The sequence below is a fragment of the uncultured Candidatus Pelagibacter sp. genome (genome assembly GCF_943788075.1).
Classification (GTDB): domain Bacteria; phylum Pseudomonadota; class Alphaproteobacteria; order Pelagibacterales; family Pelagibacteraceae; genus Pelagibacter.
In genome coordinates this window covers 187,362-204,283 of record NZ_CALSOW010000001.1, presented here as the reverse complement: position 1 = coordinate 204,283, position 16,922 = coordinate 187,362, and the positions used below count along the sequence as shown (strand labels likewise).

General features: G+C 28.3%; 24 protein-coding genes and 2 pseudogenes. 16 read left to right on the top strand and 10 right to left on the bottom strand.

Going from position 1 to position 16,922, the window contains the following annotated elements:
• The 7 genes from Q0X98_RS01195 to Q0X98_RS01165 are packed head-to-tail and all read left to right on the top strand — an operon-like array spanning nt 1 to nt 3,947.
• On the top strand, nt 1–1,491 hold the full coding sequence (locus Q0X98_RS01195) for a cryptochrome/photolyase family protein (RefSeq protein ID WP_297680646.1): 1,491 nt from the start codon (nt 1–3) through the stop codon (nt 1,489–1,491).
• Entirely contained in the window at nt 1,491–1,820 is a 330-nt protein-coding gene (locus Q0X98_RS01190) for a hypothetical protein (RefSeq protein WP_297680644.1), read from the top strand. The genes Q0X98_RS01195 and Q0X98_RS01190 overlap by 1 nt, the downstream gene beginning before the upstream one ends.
• 1 nt (nt 1,821) lies before the next feature.
• Nucleotides 1,822–1,944, top strand: a complete 123-nt coding sequence (locus tag Q0X98_RS01185; protein ID WP_297680642.1) for a DUF2256 domain-containing protein — start codon at nt 1,822–1,824, stop codon at nt 1,942–1,944.
• The gene (locus tag Q0X98_RS01180; RefSeq protein ID WP_297680640.1) at nt 1,941–2,357 is read left to right on the top strand and encodes a YqaA family protein; all 417 of its coding nucleotides are present in this window, start codon (nt 1,941–1,943) and stop codon (nt 2,355–2,357) included. The genes Q0X98_RS01185 and Q0X98_RS01180 overlap by 4 nt, the downstream gene beginning before the upstream one ends.
• Nucleotides 2,358–2,360: 3 nt before the next feature.
• The gene (locus tag Q0X98_RS01175; protein WP_297680638.1) at nt 2,361–3,077 is read left to right on the top strand and encodes a type 1 glutamine amidotransferase; all 717 of its coding nucleotides are present in this window, start codon (nt 2,361–2,363) and stop codon (nt 3,075–3,077) included.
• Nucleotides 3,077–3,298 (top strand): hypothetical protein, encoded by a 222-nt coding sequence (locus Q0X98_RS01170; RefSeq protein ID WP_297680636.1) that lies wholly within the window; start codon nt 3,077–3,079, stop codon nt 3,296–3,298. Before Q0X98_RS01175 ends, Q0X98_RS01170 begins: the two co-directional genes overlap by 1 nt.
• A 40-nt stretch (nt 3,299–3,338) precedes the next feature.
• Nucleotides 3,339–3,947, top strand: coding sequence for a MarC family protein (locus Q0X98_RS01165; RefSeq protein WP_297680634.1), 609 nt, complete (start codon nt 3,339–3,341; stop codon nt 3,945–3,947).
• On the opposite strand, the gene Q0X98_RS01160 is transcribed toward Q0X98_RS01165, so the two are convergent.
• The 8 genes and pseudogenes from Q0X98_RS01160 to Q0X98_RS01125 form a co-directional block, all read right to left on the bottom strand.
• Nucleotides 3,944–5,086 carry an FAD-binding domain-containing protein gene (locus Q0X98_RS01160; RefSeq protein WP_297680632.1) on the bottom strand — a complete coding sequence of 381 codons (1,143 nt, stop codon included), beginning with the start codon at nt 5,084–5,086 and terminating at the stop codon, nt 3,944–3,946. The genes Q0X98_RS01165 and Q0X98_RS01160 overlap by 4 nt on opposite strands.
• A gap of 6 nt (nt 5,087–5,092) precedes the next feature.
• Nucleotides 5,093–5,473 (bottom strand): phosphate-starvation-inducible PsiE family protein, encoded by a 381-nt coding sequence (locus Q0X98_RS01155; RefSeq protein WP_028036046.1) that lies wholly within the window; start codon nt 5,471–5,473, stop codon nt 5,093–5,095.
• On the bottom strand, nt 5,473–5,931 hold the full coding sequence (locus Q0X98_RS01150) for a UbiA family prenyltransferase (RefSeq protein WP_028036045.1): 459 nt from the start codon (nt 5,929–5,931) through the stop codon (nt 5,473–5,475). Before Q0X98_RS01150 ends, Q0X98_RS01155 begins: the two co-directional genes overlap by 1 nt.
• A gap of 54 nt (nt 5,932–5,985) precedes the next feature.
• Nucleotides 5,986–6,603, bottom strand: a complete 618-nt coding sequence (locus Q0X98_RS01145; RefSeq protein WP_297680628.1) for a DsbA family oxidoreductase — start codon at nt 6,601–6,603, stop codon at nt 5,986–5,988.
• Between the two features lie 4 nt (nt 6,604–6,607).
• Nucleotides 6,608–7,789, bottom strand: a complete 1,182-nt coding sequence (locus Q0X98_RS01140; protein ID WP_297681085.1) for an argininosuccinate synthase — start codon at nt 7,787–7,789, stop codon at nt 6,608–6,610.
• An 11-nt stretch (nt 7,790–7,800) separates the two neighbouring features.
• Nucleotides 7,801–7,902, bottom strand: coding sequence for a hypothetical protein (locus Q0X98_RS01135; protein WP_297680626.1), 102 nt, complete (start codon nt 7,900–7,902; stop codon nt 7,801–7,803).
• 52 nt (nt 7,903–7,954) lie between these two features.
• Nucleotides 7,955–8,314, bottom strand: a complete 360-nt coding sequence (locus tag Q0X98_RS01130) for a hypothetical protein (protein ID WP_297680624.1) — start codon at nt 8,312–8,314, stop codon at nt 7,955–7,957.
• Nucleotides 8,305–9,343, bottom strand: a pseudogene (locus tag Q0X98_RS01125) (aldo/keto reductase). Before Q0X98_RS01125 ends, Q0X98_RS01130 begins: the two are co-directional and overlap by 10 nt.
• A gap of 84 nt (nt 9,344–9,427) precedes the next feature.
• Here Q0X98_RS01125 and Q0X98_RS01115 point away from each other — a divergent pair.
• Complete coding sequence (locus tag Q0X98_RS01115) at nt 9,428–10,189, top strand: Bax inhibitor-1/YccA family protein (RefSeq protein WP_297680618.1); 762 nt, start codon at nt 9,428–9,430, stop codon at nt 10,187–10,189.
• Between the two features lie 2 nt (nt 10,190–10,191).
• Here Q0X98_RS01115 and Q0X98_RS01110 read toward each other — a convergent pair whose 3' ends face one another.
• Nucleotides 10,192–10,536 carry a DUF2794 domain-containing protein gene (locus tag Q0X98_RS01110; RefSeq protein WP_297680616.1) on the bottom strand — a complete coding sequence of 115 codons (345 nt, stop codon included), beginning with the start codon at nt 10,534–10,536 and terminating at the stop codon, nt 10,192–10,194.
• The gene (locus Q0X98_RS01105) at nt 10,529–11,080 is read right to left on the bottom strand and encodes a septation protein A (RefSeq protein ID WP_028036038.1); all 552 of its coding nucleotides are present in this window, start codon (nt 11,078–11,080) and stop codon (nt 10,529–10,531) included. The genes Q0X98_RS01110 and Q0X98_RS01105 overlap by 8 nt, the downstream gene beginning before the upstream one ends.
• Before the next feature lie 87 nt (nt 11,081–11,167).
• Here Q0X98_RS01105 and hspQ point away from each other — a divergent pair, with 87 nt between their 5' ends.
• The 8 genes and pseudogenes from hspQ (at nt 11,168) to Q0X98_RS01060 (ending at nt 16,922) form a co-directional block, all read left to right on the top strand.
• Nucleotides 11,168–11,488 (top strand): heat shock protein HspQ, encoded by a 321-nt coding sequence (hspQ, locus tag Q0X98_RS01100; protein ID WP_023649273.1) that lies wholly within the window; start codon nt 11,168–11,170, stop codon nt 11,486–11,488.
• Nucleotides 11,489–11,678: 190 nt separating this feature from the next.
• Nucleotides 11,679–12,359, top strand: coding sequence for a heme ABC transporter permease CcmC (gene ccmC, locus Q0X98_RS01095; protein ID WP_297681083.1), 681 nt, complete (start codon nt 11,679–11,681; stop codon nt 12,357–12,359).
• Complete coding sequence (locus Q0X98_RS01090; protein ID WP_297680611.1) at nt 12,356–12,583, top strand: hypothetical protein; 228 nt, start codon at nt 12,356–12,358, stop codon at nt 12,581–12,583. Before ccmC ends, Q0X98_RS01090 begins: the two co-directional genes overlap by 4 nt.
• A gap of 10 nt (nt 12,584–12,593) precedes the next feature.
• Nucleotides 12,594–13,013, top strand: coding sequence for a cytochrome c maturation protein CcmE (ccmE, locus tag Q0X98_RS01085; RefSeq protein ID WP_297680609.1), 420 nt, complete (start codon nt 12,594–12,596; stop codon nt 13,011–13,013).
• A gap of 169 nt (nt 13,014–13,182) precedes the next feature.
• On the top strand, nt 13,183–14,889 hold the full coding sequence (locus tag Q0X98_RS01080; RefSeq protein ID WP_320415250.1) for a heme lyase CcmF/NrfE family subunit: 1,707 nt from the start codon (nt 13,183–13,185) through the stop codon (nt 14,887–14,889).
• Nucleotides 14,886–15,404: a DsbE family thiol:disulfide interchange protein gene (locus Q0X98_RS01075; RefSeq protein ID WP_297680605.1), complete on the top strand. Its 519-nt coding sequence runs from the start codon at nt 14,886–14,888 to the stop codon at nt 15,402–15,404. The genes Q0X98_RS01080 and Q0X98_RS01075 overlap by 4 nt, the downstream gene beginning before the upstream one ends.
• Nucleotides 15,401–15,775, top strand: coding sequence for a cytochrome c-type biogenesis protein (locus tag Q0X98_RS01070; protein WP_297680603.1), 375 nt, complete (start codon nt 15,401–15,403; stop codon nt 15,773–15,775). The genes Q0X98_RS01075 and Q0X98_RS01070 overlap by 4 nt, the downstream gene beginning before the upstream one ends.
• A pseudogene (locus Q0X98_RS01060) lies at nt 15,772–16,922 on the top strand (alpha-hydroxy acid oxidase). Before Q0X98_RS01070 ends, Q0X98_RS01060 begins: the two are co-directional and overlap by 4 nt.

The window sequence follows — 16,922 nt, the reverse complement described above, 5'->3', positions numbered from 1 at the left end:
ATGAAATTATTTTTTATACTTGGTAATCAGTTATTTCCATTAAAATACTTAGACCGCTTCAAAAAGGATCATGTGTTTTTTATGGCTGAAGATAATGGATTATGCACTTATGAAAAACATCATAAGCAAAAAATCCTATTATTCCTATCTTCTATGCGATCTTATGCGGATAGTTTAAAGAAAAATAAATTTAAATTAGATTATTTAAAAATTGAAGATAAAGATTTTAAAGACGATTATTTTAAGAAGTTAAAAAAAATTATATCTAAAAATAAAATAACTAAAATTTCAAGTTTTGAAGTAGAAGATAAATTTTTTGAAAAAAAAATTAAACAGTTTTTAAAAAAAGAAAAAATTGATTGGAATATTGTTCAGACCCCAATGTTTTTAAATTCAAGAGATGAATTTAAAAATTATTTGGGAAAATCAAAAAAGCCATTTATGGCAACATTCTACAAAGAGGTTAGGAAAAAATCTGGAATTCTAATGGGTGCAGATGGAAACCCTATTGGTGGTAAGTGGAGTTTTGATGAAGATAATAGAAATAAATTACCCAAAGATATTTTAATTCCAAAATTTCCAAAAATTAATGAAACTACTCATACAAAAAAATTAAAACCAATAATTGAAAAATTATTTAAAAATCATCCTGGAAGTACAGATAATTTTTGGCTTGCAACAGAATATGAAGACGTTGTTAAACTCTTAAACTTTTTTATAAAAGAAAAATCTAATTTATTTGGCGATTACGAAGATGCTGTAAACCAAAATGATAATATCTTATTTCACAGCGCTCTAAGCCCTTATATTAACTTAGGCTTAATAACCCCTGAATTTATTATTCAAAAAATTTTAGATTTTGATAAGAAAAATAAGATAAGAATGAACTCGCTTGAAGGATATATCCGTCAGGTAATTGGATGGAGAGAGTTTATGCGAGGAATTTACCAAGGTTATTCTGAAAAAATGGAAACTAGAAATTTCTTTAAACAAAATAGAAAAATGAAAAACTCTTGGTATGAAGGAACAACTGGCCTTCCACCCTTAGACCATGCAATTCAAAATGCAGTTAATCATGGATGGTCTCATCACATTGAAAGATTAATGATTTTATCTAACATAATGAACCTTTGTGAAATTAAGCCCATAATTGTTTACAAATGGTTTATGGAAATGTTTGTAGATTCATCTGACTGGGTAATGGTTCCAAATGTTTATGGGATGGGTCTATTTAGTGATGGTGGAATTTTTGCAACCAAACCTTATATCTGTGGATCTGCTTATTTTATGAAAATGATGGATTTTAAAAAAGGGGATTGGTGTAATACGATGGATGGATTGTATTGGAGGTTCATTGATCGAAATAGAAAATTTTTTTTAACAAATCCAAGATTATCAATGATGGTCCGTATCTTTGATAAAATGAAAGATGAACGAAAAAAGTTGATTTTATCTGAAGCGGATAAATTTATAAAGTTGAATACTGTATAATGTATATTTCTATTACAGGCATCAAAGTAAGAGGTTTTTTTGGTATGTTGAAATTTATGAGGTATTCGATGCCAAGTTTCACTGCAGCAAAAAAAGCAAATGGAAATTTTTTTTGTGAAGCAAAAAAGATTAACGGATATCATCACACTCTAACAGCTTGGGAGAATAAGAGTAAAATGATAGATTATTTAAAAGGCAAGCATCACGCATTAGCAATGAAGAATTTTAGATATATTGGAACCGGTTCTGTTCATGGGTATGAGGATAAGATTATACCAAATTGGGATGATGCAATAAAAAAATGGAAAGAAAATTTTAAAGAAATTTAAATTGAAAAAAGAAAATCTACCTTCAAAAATCTGTCCTGTTTGTAAAAGACCATTCGTTTGGCGTAAAAAATGGAAGCTAAATTGGGAAAGGGTAAAGTATTGTTCGAAGAAGTGTTCTAAGTGATTTACTTATCTTTATTTATTGTATCTTTATTAGCTGCAACCATTTTACCATTTTCATCTGAGCTTACATTAGCAGGGTTAATGGCCACATCAAATTATGAAAATTCATTTTTGCTAATCGTTGCTAGTTTTGGGAATGTTCTGGGATCTGTAATTAACTGGGCTTTAGGATTTTATTCAAGAAATCTTACTTCAAAAAAATGGTTTCCATTCAAGGAAGCAAAAATAGAAAGGTCATCAAAATGGTTTACCAAGTTTGGTAAATGGTCATTATTATTTGCTTGGGTGCCTATTTTAGGTGATCCACTAACTTTAGTTGCAGGTTTATTGAGGATTAGATTTTTGGATTTTATTATTTTAGTAGCTATTGGAAAAGTAAGTAGGTACCTTGTTATTTTCTATTTGATTGGTTAAGAAATGAATATAATAGTTTTGCAACACATAAAAATTGAAGACCCAGGTTATATAAAAGATTTAATGTTAGCTGATGGTTTAAAATTAACCACCATAGAGCTAGATGAAGGTGAAAAAATTCCAAAAGATCTAAGTAAATTTGATGGAATGTTTTGTATGGGTGGTCCAATGGATACCTATATGGTAAAAGAATATCCTTGGTTAATTGAAGAAAAAAAAGCAATTAAAGAATTTGTTATCAACTTAAAAAAACCTTATTTAGGATTTTGTCTTGGTTGCCAGTTGTTAGGCGAAGTAGTGGGTGGTAAAGTGGTTAAATCAAATCCAGCAGAAATTGGTATTATGGATATCAATTTTTCAAAAGAAAAAGATCAAGATAAATTATTTTCTGAATTTCCAGAAAAAGTTAAAAGCTTACAATGGCATTCTTATGAAGTTCAAGGTATAGACTATAATAAAGACATAACTTTATTAGCATCATCACCTATAACCAAATACCAAATTTTTAAATATCAAAATCATGCTTACGGAATTCAATTTCATATAGAAATTAAAGATACTACAGTCAATGAGTGGGGACGTGTTCCAGAATATAAAAAAGCTCTTGAAGATCAATTAGGTGATGGTGCTTTAGAAAAATTTGATAATGCTGCAAAAGATAATATGGTTGATATGAATAATTATTCCAAAATTCTTTATGAAAATTTTAAAAAAATATAATGAATAATAAATTTTTTGAATGGGCTGGGGTTGTTACAGCAATTTTATACTCATTATTTGTTGCATTAAATATTGGAATAGAATTTCTTGGCTTCTGCTTATTACTATTATCTGCGATTTTAATTGGAATTTGGGCTTACAGAGGAGACCATAAAGGAATATTTTTGTTGCAATTTTTTTATGCAACAGCTGGTATTATTGGAATGATACGTTGGTTTTAATTTAAATTGTAAAATCTTTTTAAAGAGATAGATAAACCCGATGTCTGAGATATTTATTCAAACTTTCTTTCTATATTTTATAGTAATTGACCCTTTAGGAAATACTCCATTATTTTTAAGTATAACTCAACACATGGAGGCAAAACAAAAAATTAAAGTTGCATTTAGCGCAACTATAATTGCAACTATTATATTGTTGTTTTTTGCATTACTTGGAAGCTCATTGTTAAGTTACCTACATATTTCTTACCCAGCTTTTACAATAGGAGGAGGGATTATTTTGCTAATAATTGCAATAGAAATGTTATTTGACAAGCGTCAGCAAAGAAAAGGAGAAGACATAGATCTTAATTCTGATAACGTGAGCGTTTTTCCTTTAGCAACACCTATTATTGCAGGACCGGCAGCCATAACTTCGGTAATTGTTTCTGTTTCAGATATTGGAACTAATTTTACAAATCAAACAGCAGGAATGTTGTCATTAGTAATTGTATTATTATTAACTTTTGTAATTTTTTTTATAGCTTCAAAATTTTCTAAATTAATAAATAAAAAAATAATTGGTGTTATCTCAAGAGTGGTAGCTATTATTCTTGTTGGATTAAGTGTGCAGTATATTTTGGATGGTATTAAAACCTTTTTAGCCTAATTAAATTTAGCAATAATTTTTGGAATATAATTTTTAAAATTAAAAAAGCCTTTATTGCAATATTGCCAAGAAAATTGATCTAACTTTCTATACAAAAATTTGATATTTTTTAAATTATTGTTCTGAATAAAGTCTAAATTTTCACCAACAGTTGGATAAAGGGCATAAGCTTTTTCAGTAATATTCTTTAAATCATCAACGTTAATAATTGCACAATTAATTGATTTTTCATTTAATCTTGTTTTTTGATCTTTTAATAAATTAGCTTTAAATTTCAATACTTGTTCACTTAATTTAATGGCTCTATTTGTATCATTTAAAACTAACAAAATTTTTTTAAATTTATTTTCTTTAAAATCAGAAAATTCAAAAGTCATATTATTCTCAAATACTAATAAAGTTTGATCCTCTAAAATTTCAGAATTTAAAAATTCTTTTTTATTTATTGGATAAGTTTTATCACTAAATATTGGTCTGGCATTTTCATTAAGTTTTATGTTTTTAAATCTATTGTTAGTAAATTTATTTATATTCCATTCACTTGCCAGATAATGTTTGCCTTGAGTTTGAATGCCTGCTACCCATCTCCAACCAAGAGTATTTGATGCAGCGTCTCCATCGTAAAGATGTTGTAAAAAAAACTCAGCTCCCAGTTGCCATGGTAATTCTAGAGTAAATATCCAGATGCTTGCAAACCACATTCTTGTATGGTTATGAAGATAATTATTTTCCTTTAGCTCATTCACCCACTGATTAAAGCATTCTAAATCAGTTTTCCCTTCAATTGCATTTAGATAATTTTGATTACTTTTAAATTCATTTCTAAGAGTATTTAATTCCATCAAATAATCTGACCAAACATTTGGTCTTAACTCTAGCCAACCTTTCCAATAAGTTCGCCACAATACTTCCTGAATAAATTTTTCATTTTTTGCAAATGAAAATTTTTTAAGAGATTTATCAATTACTTCTAATTCATTTATTGCTCCGTGTGATATGTATGGAGATAGACAGGAAATGTTTGATCTATTGCTGGGTCCTAAATCAAAATTTCTTAGCTTAGAATAATCAGTTAAATTTTTTTCTACAAAATTATTTAATTTATCAACGGCCTTAGCCCTTGAGGCCTCAAACATCATACTAAATTATTTGGATTTTTTTCTTTTTAGACCCAATTTATCACTGTGCCTTAATCTTAGAATCACAATTGCAGCCGCAATAAGAACTATTGCAACAGCCTCATAAACTAATGCTGTTGGGTCCATTTCTTTTCCTTGCAGTATTATAAATCTAGCAAGGGCCGTGATGGCAATTAATAGTGGTAGAGTTATGCTGATTGACTGTTGATCCCAAAATACTCTTACCATTGCCAGTACTTCTAAATATAAAAACATTAAAAGCAAATCAGCTAATGTTACTGACTGGTTAAGAAACATATTCTTTATTTCCATACCGACAGCAATTACTGTGCTAATTAAAATAATACACATTAATGCAAGTTGTAAATTTTTTGCTATTTTTTCCATTATTTATCTTTACTAAATGGGAGCCATTTTTCAAATACCGATTTAGACGGTCCATCATAAGGAATAGAATAAGAGCTAGGATTAGGGCTAGTTAAAACTTCAATTCCTTTCGAAAATACAAAAATGAATACTACGACAAAAACAATTACCATTATTTTAAAAGGGTCAAAGTTTTTGGTTTTAAAAACGCTGCTAGATTTTTCTTCTGCTTTATGAAAATGTTTAAAGGTCATGTATACTGCAAATATTAAACCAATATGTGCAATATAAAGCCCCGCCCAACCAAATGCAAAAGTTGTATAAGAAAAAATATATAAGCTAAAAACTGTTGTCCAAATAAAACTTAAAACTAATAAAATTTGCAATCTTACAGATCTTGGCAAAGATCTTAGATCATTTTTACTGTCATCAAACAAGATATTTGCTGCATCTACCATCCAGTTTTTTAGTGATTCCATAAAACTAAGTTATAATTTTTTAAAATTATAACAATTGTTAAATTGTCCTAAATATTAGTTTAAATTTGCTTTAATAACGTTTTCTAATTGAATTGAGCTTTGAGCACCTGAAATAAAATCTTTTCCTATCTCAAAAAAAGGAACGCCACTGATATTTTTCTCCCTAGCTATAGATAGTTTTGAATTTATAAGTTCAATATTTTTTTCATTAATGAAATCTTGGAAAATATTTTCTGCAATATTATATTCCTTAGCAATATCAACTAAAATATTGATATCTCCAATATCGAGTTCATCAATAAAATATGACTGATATATTTTTTCTTTAACTTCATTCTGTAAATTGAATTGTTCACTTAAAATAATTAACAAATGGGAAAGTACAGTATTTGGAGTTTTTTTAATTTTATCTAAATTAAAATTAATGCCTGACTCATTTCCTTTTAATCTCATATTTTTATACATAGGTGCAGCATAATTTTTCCCACCAAATTTTATTTCTAAATATTTATCTCTAGAAATTCCCTCAGTTGGCATATCTGGGTTTAGTTGAAATGGAGTATGTTTGATATCAAACTTTACTTCTGGAAATTTTTTTAAGGCTGTACTCAAATTTCTGTGCCCAATGAAACACCATCCACAAATAGTGTCTGCAAAAACATTTATTTTCATCGATTTAAGAACGAAGTTTTTTTTTATGAAAATTAATAAATCTTTCAACATTTGATTTATTAAATGTCTTATTTTCTTCAAATGAAACTTTTTTCATTGAATATGCAGAACTTTTTGTTTGTCTGGACTCTATAATTACATTTCCTTTATAAAGTTTAAGTCTAACTGATCCATTCACTTTATTCTTTCTAAGATCTACAATTTTTTGAAGCTTAAATCTTTCTTTTGAATACCAATAACCGTTGTAAATTAACTCAGCATATCTTGGCATCACCTGATCTTTTTTATGCATAGTTTCTTTATCAAGAGTAACAGACTCAATTGCCCTATGTGCATACATTAACAATGTACCACCTGGAGTTTCGTATACCCCTCTAGATTTTATTCCAATAAATCTATTCTCAACCAAATCAACTCTTCCAATTCCATTTTTTCCTCCAAGCTGATTGAGTTTTTCTAATAGTTTTGCAGGAGTTAGTTTTTTTCCATTTATTGAAAATGGATCACCATTTTTAAAATTGATAGTTACAAAGCTTGGTTTATTAGGAGCTTTTTCTGGTGATACTGATCTTTGAAAAATAAATTCTGGTGCTGAATTTTTTGGATTTTCTAAAACTTTGCCTTCTGTTGAAGTATGAAATAAATTATCGTCTATTGAAAAAGGAGGGGCTCCTTTTTTATCTTTTGGAATAGATATTTCATGTTTTTTGGCATAATTGATTAGATCTGTTCTAGATTTTAATTTCCAAATTCTCCATGGCGCAATGATTTTTATATTTGGTCCAAAGTAATGATATCCCAATTCAAATCGTACTTGATCATTCCCTTTTCCAGTTGCTCCATGTGAAACTGCATAGGCTTTAAATTTTTTAGCAACTCTAATTTGATCTTTTGCAATAAGTGGTCTTGCTATTGATGTACCCAATAAATAAACACCTTCATAAATTGCGTGACCTCTGATCATTGGATAAACATAATCTTTAACAAATGTATCTTTTAAATCTTTTATTATAATATTTTTAACACCAAATTTTTTTGCGTTATTTATAATTTTTTTTCTATCAATTTCTTGTCCAACATCTGCGGTATAACAAATTACTTCTGCATCATAATTTTCCTGAAGCCATTTTAATATTATAGAAGTATCAAGACCCCCAGAATAGGCTAGAACAATTTCTTTTTTGATTTCATTTATATTTAACTACAAGCTTTTTTTGTAGAATTATAAGCTTTAGTAAATCCTAGCAATGAATAGTGATCAATTGTTTGAGATCCTTTTTGATTATATCCAGTTATCATTATTCGAGAACCTTTTTTCATTCTCTTAATCATTCTGAATTCTATCTTAGTGTCAGTCGATCCAAGCAAAACCTTGTTCTTTGATATCAAATTTGAATTTATTCTTTCCTGATTGAGCAACTACTGAGTTATTTTTATTAAATTCATAACCTCCAGTAACACTCACTTCATCAATTATTTTTTCAGTGGGCCTAAAAGCAATAAATAATTTTGCATCTCTCTTATTTGATTTTGGAGCTTGTAAAATGGGAGATGATTGAGCAAAGCATACTTTGCCATTTGTATCAGTTACAACCATTGCTTCCCAGTCTTTATATTTTCCAATTTTTTTTATCTCTTCAGCCGAGATCTGACTGAAGTAGCTAACAAAAAATATTGATACTAATAATAAAATTTTTTTAATTATGGACATGGATTTGGATAAATTGTTTGAACGTTATTAATTTCTTTAATGACATCATCAGATAATTTTATGTTTACACTTTCTATATTTGTTTTCAACTGCTCCATGGTGGTTGCTCCAATAATAACAGAGGTAACAAAAGGCTGAATTTCTAAAAATTTTAAAGACATTTGAGCTAAATCGAGACCATACTTTTTAGCAATTTCATAATAAGCATCAACTGCTTTTTCTGTATTTGGTTTTGCATATCTTGTCCAAAAATTAGGATCTCTCTCAATCCTAGAATTTTTAGGCAATTGATTGTTTCTATATTTTCCAGATAAATATCCACTAGCTAAAGGTGAATATGCTAAAAGACCAATTTCATCCCTGATAGACATTTCCGCCAATCCTACTTCATAGGTTCTATTTAACAAGCTGTAAGGATTTTGAATAGACATCATTCTAGGCAAATCTTTTTCTTTAGATAGCTCTAAATATTTAGAAACACCCCATGGTGTTTCATTTGATAAACCAATTTTTCTAATTTTTCCTTCATCTACAAACTTTTTAAGGTTACCAAGAACATCTTCAAATTTATTCCATTCGCCATTTTCCTTATGTTCATATCCAAGACGACCAAACATATTTGTATTTCTTTCAGGCCAGTGTAGTTGGTAGAGATCAATATAATCTGTTTGTAATCTTTTTAAGCTGTCATTAACTGCTTCGGTCATTTTATCTATACCATAATTATTTCCACCACCTCTCAAATAAGCTCTCATGGGACCAGCAACTTTTGATGCCAAAATAACCTTGTCTCTCTTTTTTGATTTTTTGAAACCAGTTACCAATTATGATTTCAGTATGACCATAAGTTTCCTCTCTTGGAGGAACAGCGTATAGTTCAGCGGTATCCCAAAAATTAACACCTTGGTCTAAAGCGTAATCCATTTGTTCAAAACCCTCTTCTTGAGTGTTTTGCTCACCCCAAGTCATAGTACCGAGACAAATTGTGCTTACATTAAGATCAGTATTACCTAATTTTTTATAATTCATAATGGTTTTATGTTTAATTTCGATATTTTTAATCTTTTAAGGTATCTTGAATAATTAGTAAAAGACTATTATATATCACTCATCATGGAATTTAATAAAAACGGAATTTTGAACAGAGCTAAAGCAGCTCAACAGTCAACAGTTGTAATGGATGAAGGCTTAAGAGCCTACATGTTAAAAGTTTATAATTACATGGCAACTGGAATTTTATTAACAGGAATAGTTGCACTTATAACATTTAAAATGTCAGTGGTGACAAATGATGCTGGATCTATAGTTGGTCTAACATCAGTGGGTAATGCAATCTATATGTCTGGATTAAAATGGTTGGTTATGTTGGCACCTTTAGGAATAGTTTTTTATATGAGTTTTGGAATTAATAAAATGAGTGCTTCAAAAGCTCAAATAACTTTTTGGATTTTTGCGGGATTAATGGGCTTATCATTATCTTCGATTTTATTAGTTTACACTGGTATGAGTGTAACAAGAGTTTTCTTTATATGTTCAGCAACTTTTGGTGCAATGAGCATTTATGGTTACACAACTAAAAGAGATTTAACAAAATTAGGTTCATTTTTAATGATGGGCTTAATTGGAATAATTATTGCTTCAATAGTTAATATATTTTTGAAATCTTCAATGATGTATTTTGTGATATCAATCTTAGGTGTTTTAATTTTTGTTGGTTTAACTGCTTATGACACTCAAAAAATTAAAAACATGTATGCTGCAAGTGATACAGGTGAGATCATGGGAAAAAAAGCTGTGATGGGTGCTCTTACACTTTACTTGGACTTTATAAACTTATTTATAATGTTGTTAAGATTATTCGGACAAAGAAGATAATTTTATTTTTGTAATTTTTTCCAATTAGTATTCTCTAATAATAACTTAAGGTCAAAAGAGTTTTTTAAAATTTTTCCATTGGTATCTGTTATTAAATATTTAAGATTTTTATTTTTAGGCTTAAAGTTTTTACAAATTTTATATAAAGCATTTTCTGCAGCATTTTTAAAAACACTAAAGCTAACCTGTTTACTAGAGATACTTAAGCCATAATCTTTCCATGATCCCTCTGAGACCATTTTTGCATATAAATCTAAAATAATCTTAAGTTCATTCCTTTCAAAAAATTGTTTTTCTTCTAATTGTTTGTGAGGATTATTGACAACTAGTTTTAAATTGTTAGGCATCAATTTTGTGTTTGTTAATTAATGGTATCTGAAAACCTGTAAAAATAATAGTTATTGGCAACATTCCCCAGACTTTGAAGTTAACCCAAAACTCCTCAGTTTGTGTCCTCCAAATACATTCATTTAATATTGCTAGACCAAAGAAAAAAAACATCCATCTTTTATTCAATAATTCCCAACCAATATCAGTTAATGGAATTGATTTACCCATAATTTTTTTTAAAACAGGTTCATTGGTAAAATACTTTCCAAAAAATAAAGCTAAAGCAAACAAAATATTAATGATTGTTGGCTTAACATAAATAAATATAGGATCATTGAAATAAATTGTTAATCCACCAAAAAATGTGATTAAGATACCACTTATTAGCGGCATCATTGGAATTTTTTTTTCAAAAAACCAAACAACAATTAACGCAATTAAAGTTGCAACTATAAGTGGAGGAATAGCAACCGATAAATTTTTATCACTATTGTAGTAATAGAAAAAAAATATAGCTAATGGTCCAAAATCTGTAACAAATTTTAAAAAAGATTTATTCACTTGAAAGATATTAGCATATTTGCCACATCACAAAACATTAATATTTTAAGCATTGATTTTTATTTTTAAATACCCATACTAATAGCAATGCCAATTCAAAAAGCTAAATTCTCTATTGGAGACATTGTAAAACATAAACACTTCGAATTTAGAGGGGTAATATATGATGTAGATTTTGAATTTAATAATTCTGAAGAATGGTATCAATCTATCCCAAAAAATGTAAGACCAAGAAAAGATCAGCCTTTTTATCATTTGTTAGCTGAAAATGACGAGATAACTTATGAAGCTTATGTTTCAGAACAAAATCTTCTTATGGATGACTCAGATGAGCCAATAAAACATCCTCTAATTGAAGAGATTTTTTCAGGCAAAAAAGGCTCTAGCTATTTTAAGATGTCTAACTAAATCAATCATTTTTCAAACACATTTAGCTCAAATCAAGGCCATATATATTAATTAATTTTACCTATATTCTGATCAAGGATGTTAAATTTTAATTTCAAGTTATTGTCTCCCTCTGCATTCTTGATCGGAAATCCTTTTCATAATAAACATCATTAATTAATTATGTTTAAACTTTTTACATCCAAACAAAATTTTTCAAATAACATCTAAAGCTCCAAAATATATTTTATTTTTATTTGTTATTGTACTTTCTGTGGGATTAACTGAAGCACTAATTTTGTCCCCTGAAGATTATAAACAAAGTGATGCTGTAAGAATTATGTATGTTCATGTTCCAGCAGCTTGGATTTCGTTAGGTATTTTTTCTTCTATAACTTTTTTATCCATTAGTGGATTTATTTTTAAAAATAAAAACTTTTTTTTAATATCTAAAAGTCTAGCTCCCTCTGGGTTTGTTTTTAATGTTATTGCATTAGTTACAGGAGCTATTTGGGGAAAGCCAACATGGGGAACCTGGTGGGCATGGGATGCTAGAATTACTTCAATGTTAATTTTAGCATTATTTTATGCAATGTATTTAATTTCATGGAGAATTTACGAAAGTGAAGAAAAAGTTTTTAAGATCACAACTTTTATTACAATACTGGGCATAGTTAATATTCCTATTATCAAATACTCAGTAGACTGGTGGAACACACTTCATCAACCAGCCTCTATAAATATTTTATCAAAAAGCTCAATTCACTCATCTATGCTTTTTCCTTTGCTAATAATGACTGCGGCATTTGCTCTTTTTTCATTGCTAATTTTCTTAATGAAATATAATACAGAACTGATAAAAATTAAAAATAAAGGCTTAGATAGATTATGATAAATGAATTACTTTTTATGAATGGATACGGAATTTATGTATTCTCTGCTTTCATCTTTACGCTTTCGAGTTTTGCAACTCTATATTTTGTTACAAAAACTCAATTTGTCAAAGAACAAAACAAATTTGTTGCTAAGTTTGGATCACTTAATACAGACAAAGCTAAATCTGCAAAATCACAAAGAATTAACAAAGAAATTTTAGCTAACGCCTCAAATAATTAACTTTTGAGCCATGTATGGTCGCAAAGTTAAATTAAGATTCTTATTCATAGTAATAGTTTTAATTACTTTAATATTAACTGTTTTTTTGATTTTAAAATCACTTGAAGAAAATGTTGTTTATTTTCAATCTCCTTCTGAAATCAATTTGTCTGCAGAGTTAAATAAAAAAAAAATTAGGATTGGAGGCATGGTTAAAAAGGACTCTATTTCTGTAAATGCTAATGAAATCAACTTTATAATTACAGATTTTAAAAATGAAATAAATGTTACTTATGCAGGTGCAATACCAAATCTTTTTGAAGAAGAAAAAGGAGTAGTAGCAGAGGGCATTTTAAAAGACAGAAATTTTTTTTCTGCCACAAAAATTTTAGCTAAGCACGATGAAAATTATATGCCTCCAGAAGTAAAAGCGGCATTAGAGGAGAAATAAATTGCTTTATAGCACTATTGGATATTATTCATTAATTTTAGGCTTGGGAGTGAGTTTGCTTATTATTTTTTTTTCAGTCAAAAATTTTCAAAATTCTAAAACCATAAGTGTAAACATTTTGTCGTTTACATTTTTACAATTTTTTTTAGTTGTAGTTAGCTTTTTGAGTTTGATTATCTCTTTTGTATTATCTGATTTTAGTAATGAAACGGTATTTAATAATTCACACACCACAAAACCTTTCTTTTATAAAATAGCAGGTACCTGGGGAAATCATGAGGGCAGTTTATTATTATGGTTGCTTGTACTTACACTTTTTATTTTTATCTTTATTTTAAAGACTAAAAATCAACCTATAAAATACAAGCTTTTAACTTTAATATTTCAGCAAATAATAATTATAGGTTTTTTCCTTTTTTTAATTGAGACATCAAACCCATTTAATTATCTATTTCCAATCCCAGTAGAAGGTTTGGGGCTCAATCCAATATTGCAAGATCCAGCTTTAGCAATACATCCCCCAATTTTATATTTAGGTTATGTTGGTTCATCAATTATATTTTCATCTGCTTTAGCAGCAACAAGTCTTAATCTAGTTTCTAAAAAATGGGCATCTCATATTAAAAAATGGATTCTTGCTTCTTGGGTATTTTTAACTCTGGGAATTTTGTTGGGATCTATCTGGGCTTACTATGAATTAGGTTGGGGAGGGTTTTGGTTTTGGGATCCGGTTGAAAATGTTTCCTTAATGCCATGGCTTGCTTTAACCACTCTTTTGCATTGTATATTAGTTCTCGAAAGAAAATCTATTTTATCTTCATGGGTAATAATTCTTTCAATAGCAACATTCACTTTAAGCATGTGTGGAACATTTTTAGTTAGATCGGGCATATTAAATTCAGTACATACATTTGCAAATGATCCAGAAAGGGGATTATTTATTTTAATTTTTTTATTTATTTTAATATTTATTTCTTTATTTATTTTTTTCTTTTTTAACAAAAATGAGGAAAAAATTTCCCATAGTTTTTTCTGGTTAAGTAAAGAAACTTCAATTTTAATTAATAATTGGTTTATGATGTATTTTTTATCTGTTGTACTAATAGGAACAGTATATCCAATATTTCTTGATGTGATAACTTCTGAAAAAATATCAGTCGGGCCTCCATTTTATAATAAATTATTAGTCCCATTTTTGATACCATTTTTGTTGATGATGGCTATAGGTCCAAGATTGAAATGGATTAAATCTCAATTAGAAGACAAAATATATCTTATTATTTTATTAATCATTTCCATTTTATTAGCCTATCTAATTCTTAAAAATTTTAGCCAAAATATTTTAATTAATACAGTTTTGATATCGAGCGCATTTTATTTATTTTTTATTTCTTTACGAGATTTTTTTGTTGATAAGCTTAAAAATATTTCTCAAAATATTGCTCATTTTGGATTTAGTATATTTATTTTAAGCATCTTATTTAATAATCTTTTTTCAAGTGAAATAATTACAAATTTAAAAGTTGGAGAAACGTTCGAAAATTCTGAGACCAAAATAGTTTTTGAAAGTGTTAATCAAAAACAAGAAACAAACTACAAATCTATTATAGCAAATTTTAATATCCAGAATTCAAATGGAGAGATAGATAAATTTTCACCAGAACTAAGAATTTATAACCAACCAATAATTGTAACTAGTGAAGCTGACATTAAAACAACTCTTATGGAAGATAGGTTTATTGTAATCAATTTAGTTCAGAATCAAAATTTTTTTAATGTTAGGTATCAAGTCAAACCTTTTATGTTATGGATTTGGTTATCAGTGATATTGATATCAATAGGGGGTTTGTTAAGCTTTTTGAAAAAAAGATCATGAAAAAAAAATTATTACCTTTTTTTGTTATCTTAATTTTTGGAATTATTTTCATTATTTTTTATAAAGGCTTAGAAGATACAAATATCTATACCCCTAACTTAAATGTGAAAAAAGATATACCAATCTTCAATTCAAAAGATTTTTATTCTGATAAAATTTTAAAATCATCAGATATATTTGAGTCTAATAAAATTTATTTGTTTAATATTTGGTCCTCATGGTGTGTGCCATGTCGACAGGAACACCCACTATTAATGACGCTATCACTAAATGATAAAATAAATATTATTGGATTAAACTATAAAGATAATAAAAAAAATGCTGTAAATTTTTTACAAGAGCTAGGAAACCCTTATAAAAAAATATTTATAGATGTAGATGGTATCAAGGCTATAGAATGGGGAGCTTATGGAGTTCCCGAGTCATTTTTAATTTATAATAATAAGATTATTAAAAAATATATTGGACCCTTAAATCAAAATTCAATTAGTGAAATCAAACAATTAATTAAATGAATATTTTAAAAGTATTTTTAATCTTTTTTTTCTTAATTCATCTAAATTCTGTAAAAGCAGATGATCAAGATGAAAGAAACCAGATAACTAAAAATTTACGTTGTTTAGTCTGCCAAGGACAATCTGTTTATGATTCAGACTCTGAATTTGCTAACAGTTTAAAAATTCTAGTTAAACAAAAACTTAATGAAGGATTATCAGAAAATCAAATTTATGATTATTTGAAAATTAAATATGGTGAATGGATTTTGTATGATCCTGAGCTTAACAAAAATACATACATACTATGGTTGCTGCCAATATTGATATTTTTAATAGGAGGTGTAATAGTCTTTAAAAATTTTTTTAAAAAAAAGAAAGACCAATTATGAATTTAAAAGATTGTTATAATTTTGAGGACTTTAGAAAATTAGCAAAAAAAAGATTACCATCACCCATATTTCACTATATTGACGGTGGTGCAGACGATGAGTCTACTCTTAAAAGAAACACTGATGCTTTTAACGATTGTGACCTAATTCCTAATGTCTTGGCTAGTGTAGGTAAACCAGATTTATCAACGACTGTTTTTGGAAAAAAAATTGATATGCCAATATTTTTATCTCCAACTGCTATGCAAAGACTTTATCATCATGATGGTGATAAAGCTTCAGCTCGTGCAGCTGAAAAGTTTGGAACTTTTTATAGTATGTCTACAATGGCAACAACACAATTGAAGAAATTGCAGGAATTTCAAAAGGTCCAAAATTATTTCAACTTTATGTTCATAAAGATCAATCAATCACGGATGATTTAATTGAAAGATGTAGAGTATCTGGTTACGATGGAATGTGTCTGACTGTCGATACTTTAGTTGCTGGAAATAGAGAAAGAGATCACAGAACAGGTTTTACCACTCCTCCAAAACTTACTATTCAAAGCCTAATGAGTTTTGCAATGAGACCTGAATGGGTTTTTAATTATTTCACACATAAAAAATTTGAATTATCTAATGTTGCAAAGAAGACAGATAAAGGAACCAATATTGCAAAGTCAGTAATTGAATATATTAATGAACAATATGATCCGGCTATGAATTGGAAAGATGCAGAGTATTGTGTTAAAAAATGGAATAAACCATTTGCTTTAAAAGGTGTGATGTCAGTTGAAGATGCAAAAAGAGCAATTGATATTGGTTGTACCGCTATTATGATTTCTAATCATGGAGGAAGACAATTGGATGGCTCAAGATCTCCATTTGATCAGGTCAAAGAAATTTCAGATGCTGTTGGTGATAAGCTTGAAATTATTTTAGATGGTGGAATTAGAAGAGGAACGCATGTTTTAAAAGCATTAGCTGCTGGTGCGACTGCATGTAGCTTTGGTAAAATGTTCTTATTTTCATTGGGTGCGGGAGGCCAACCAGGTGTTGAACGTCTTTTGCAGAATATGCATGATGAAATAAATCGAAATATGGTATTAATGGGGTGTAAAAATATTAAAGAGTTAAATAGAACAAAACTAATTTATAGAAAATAA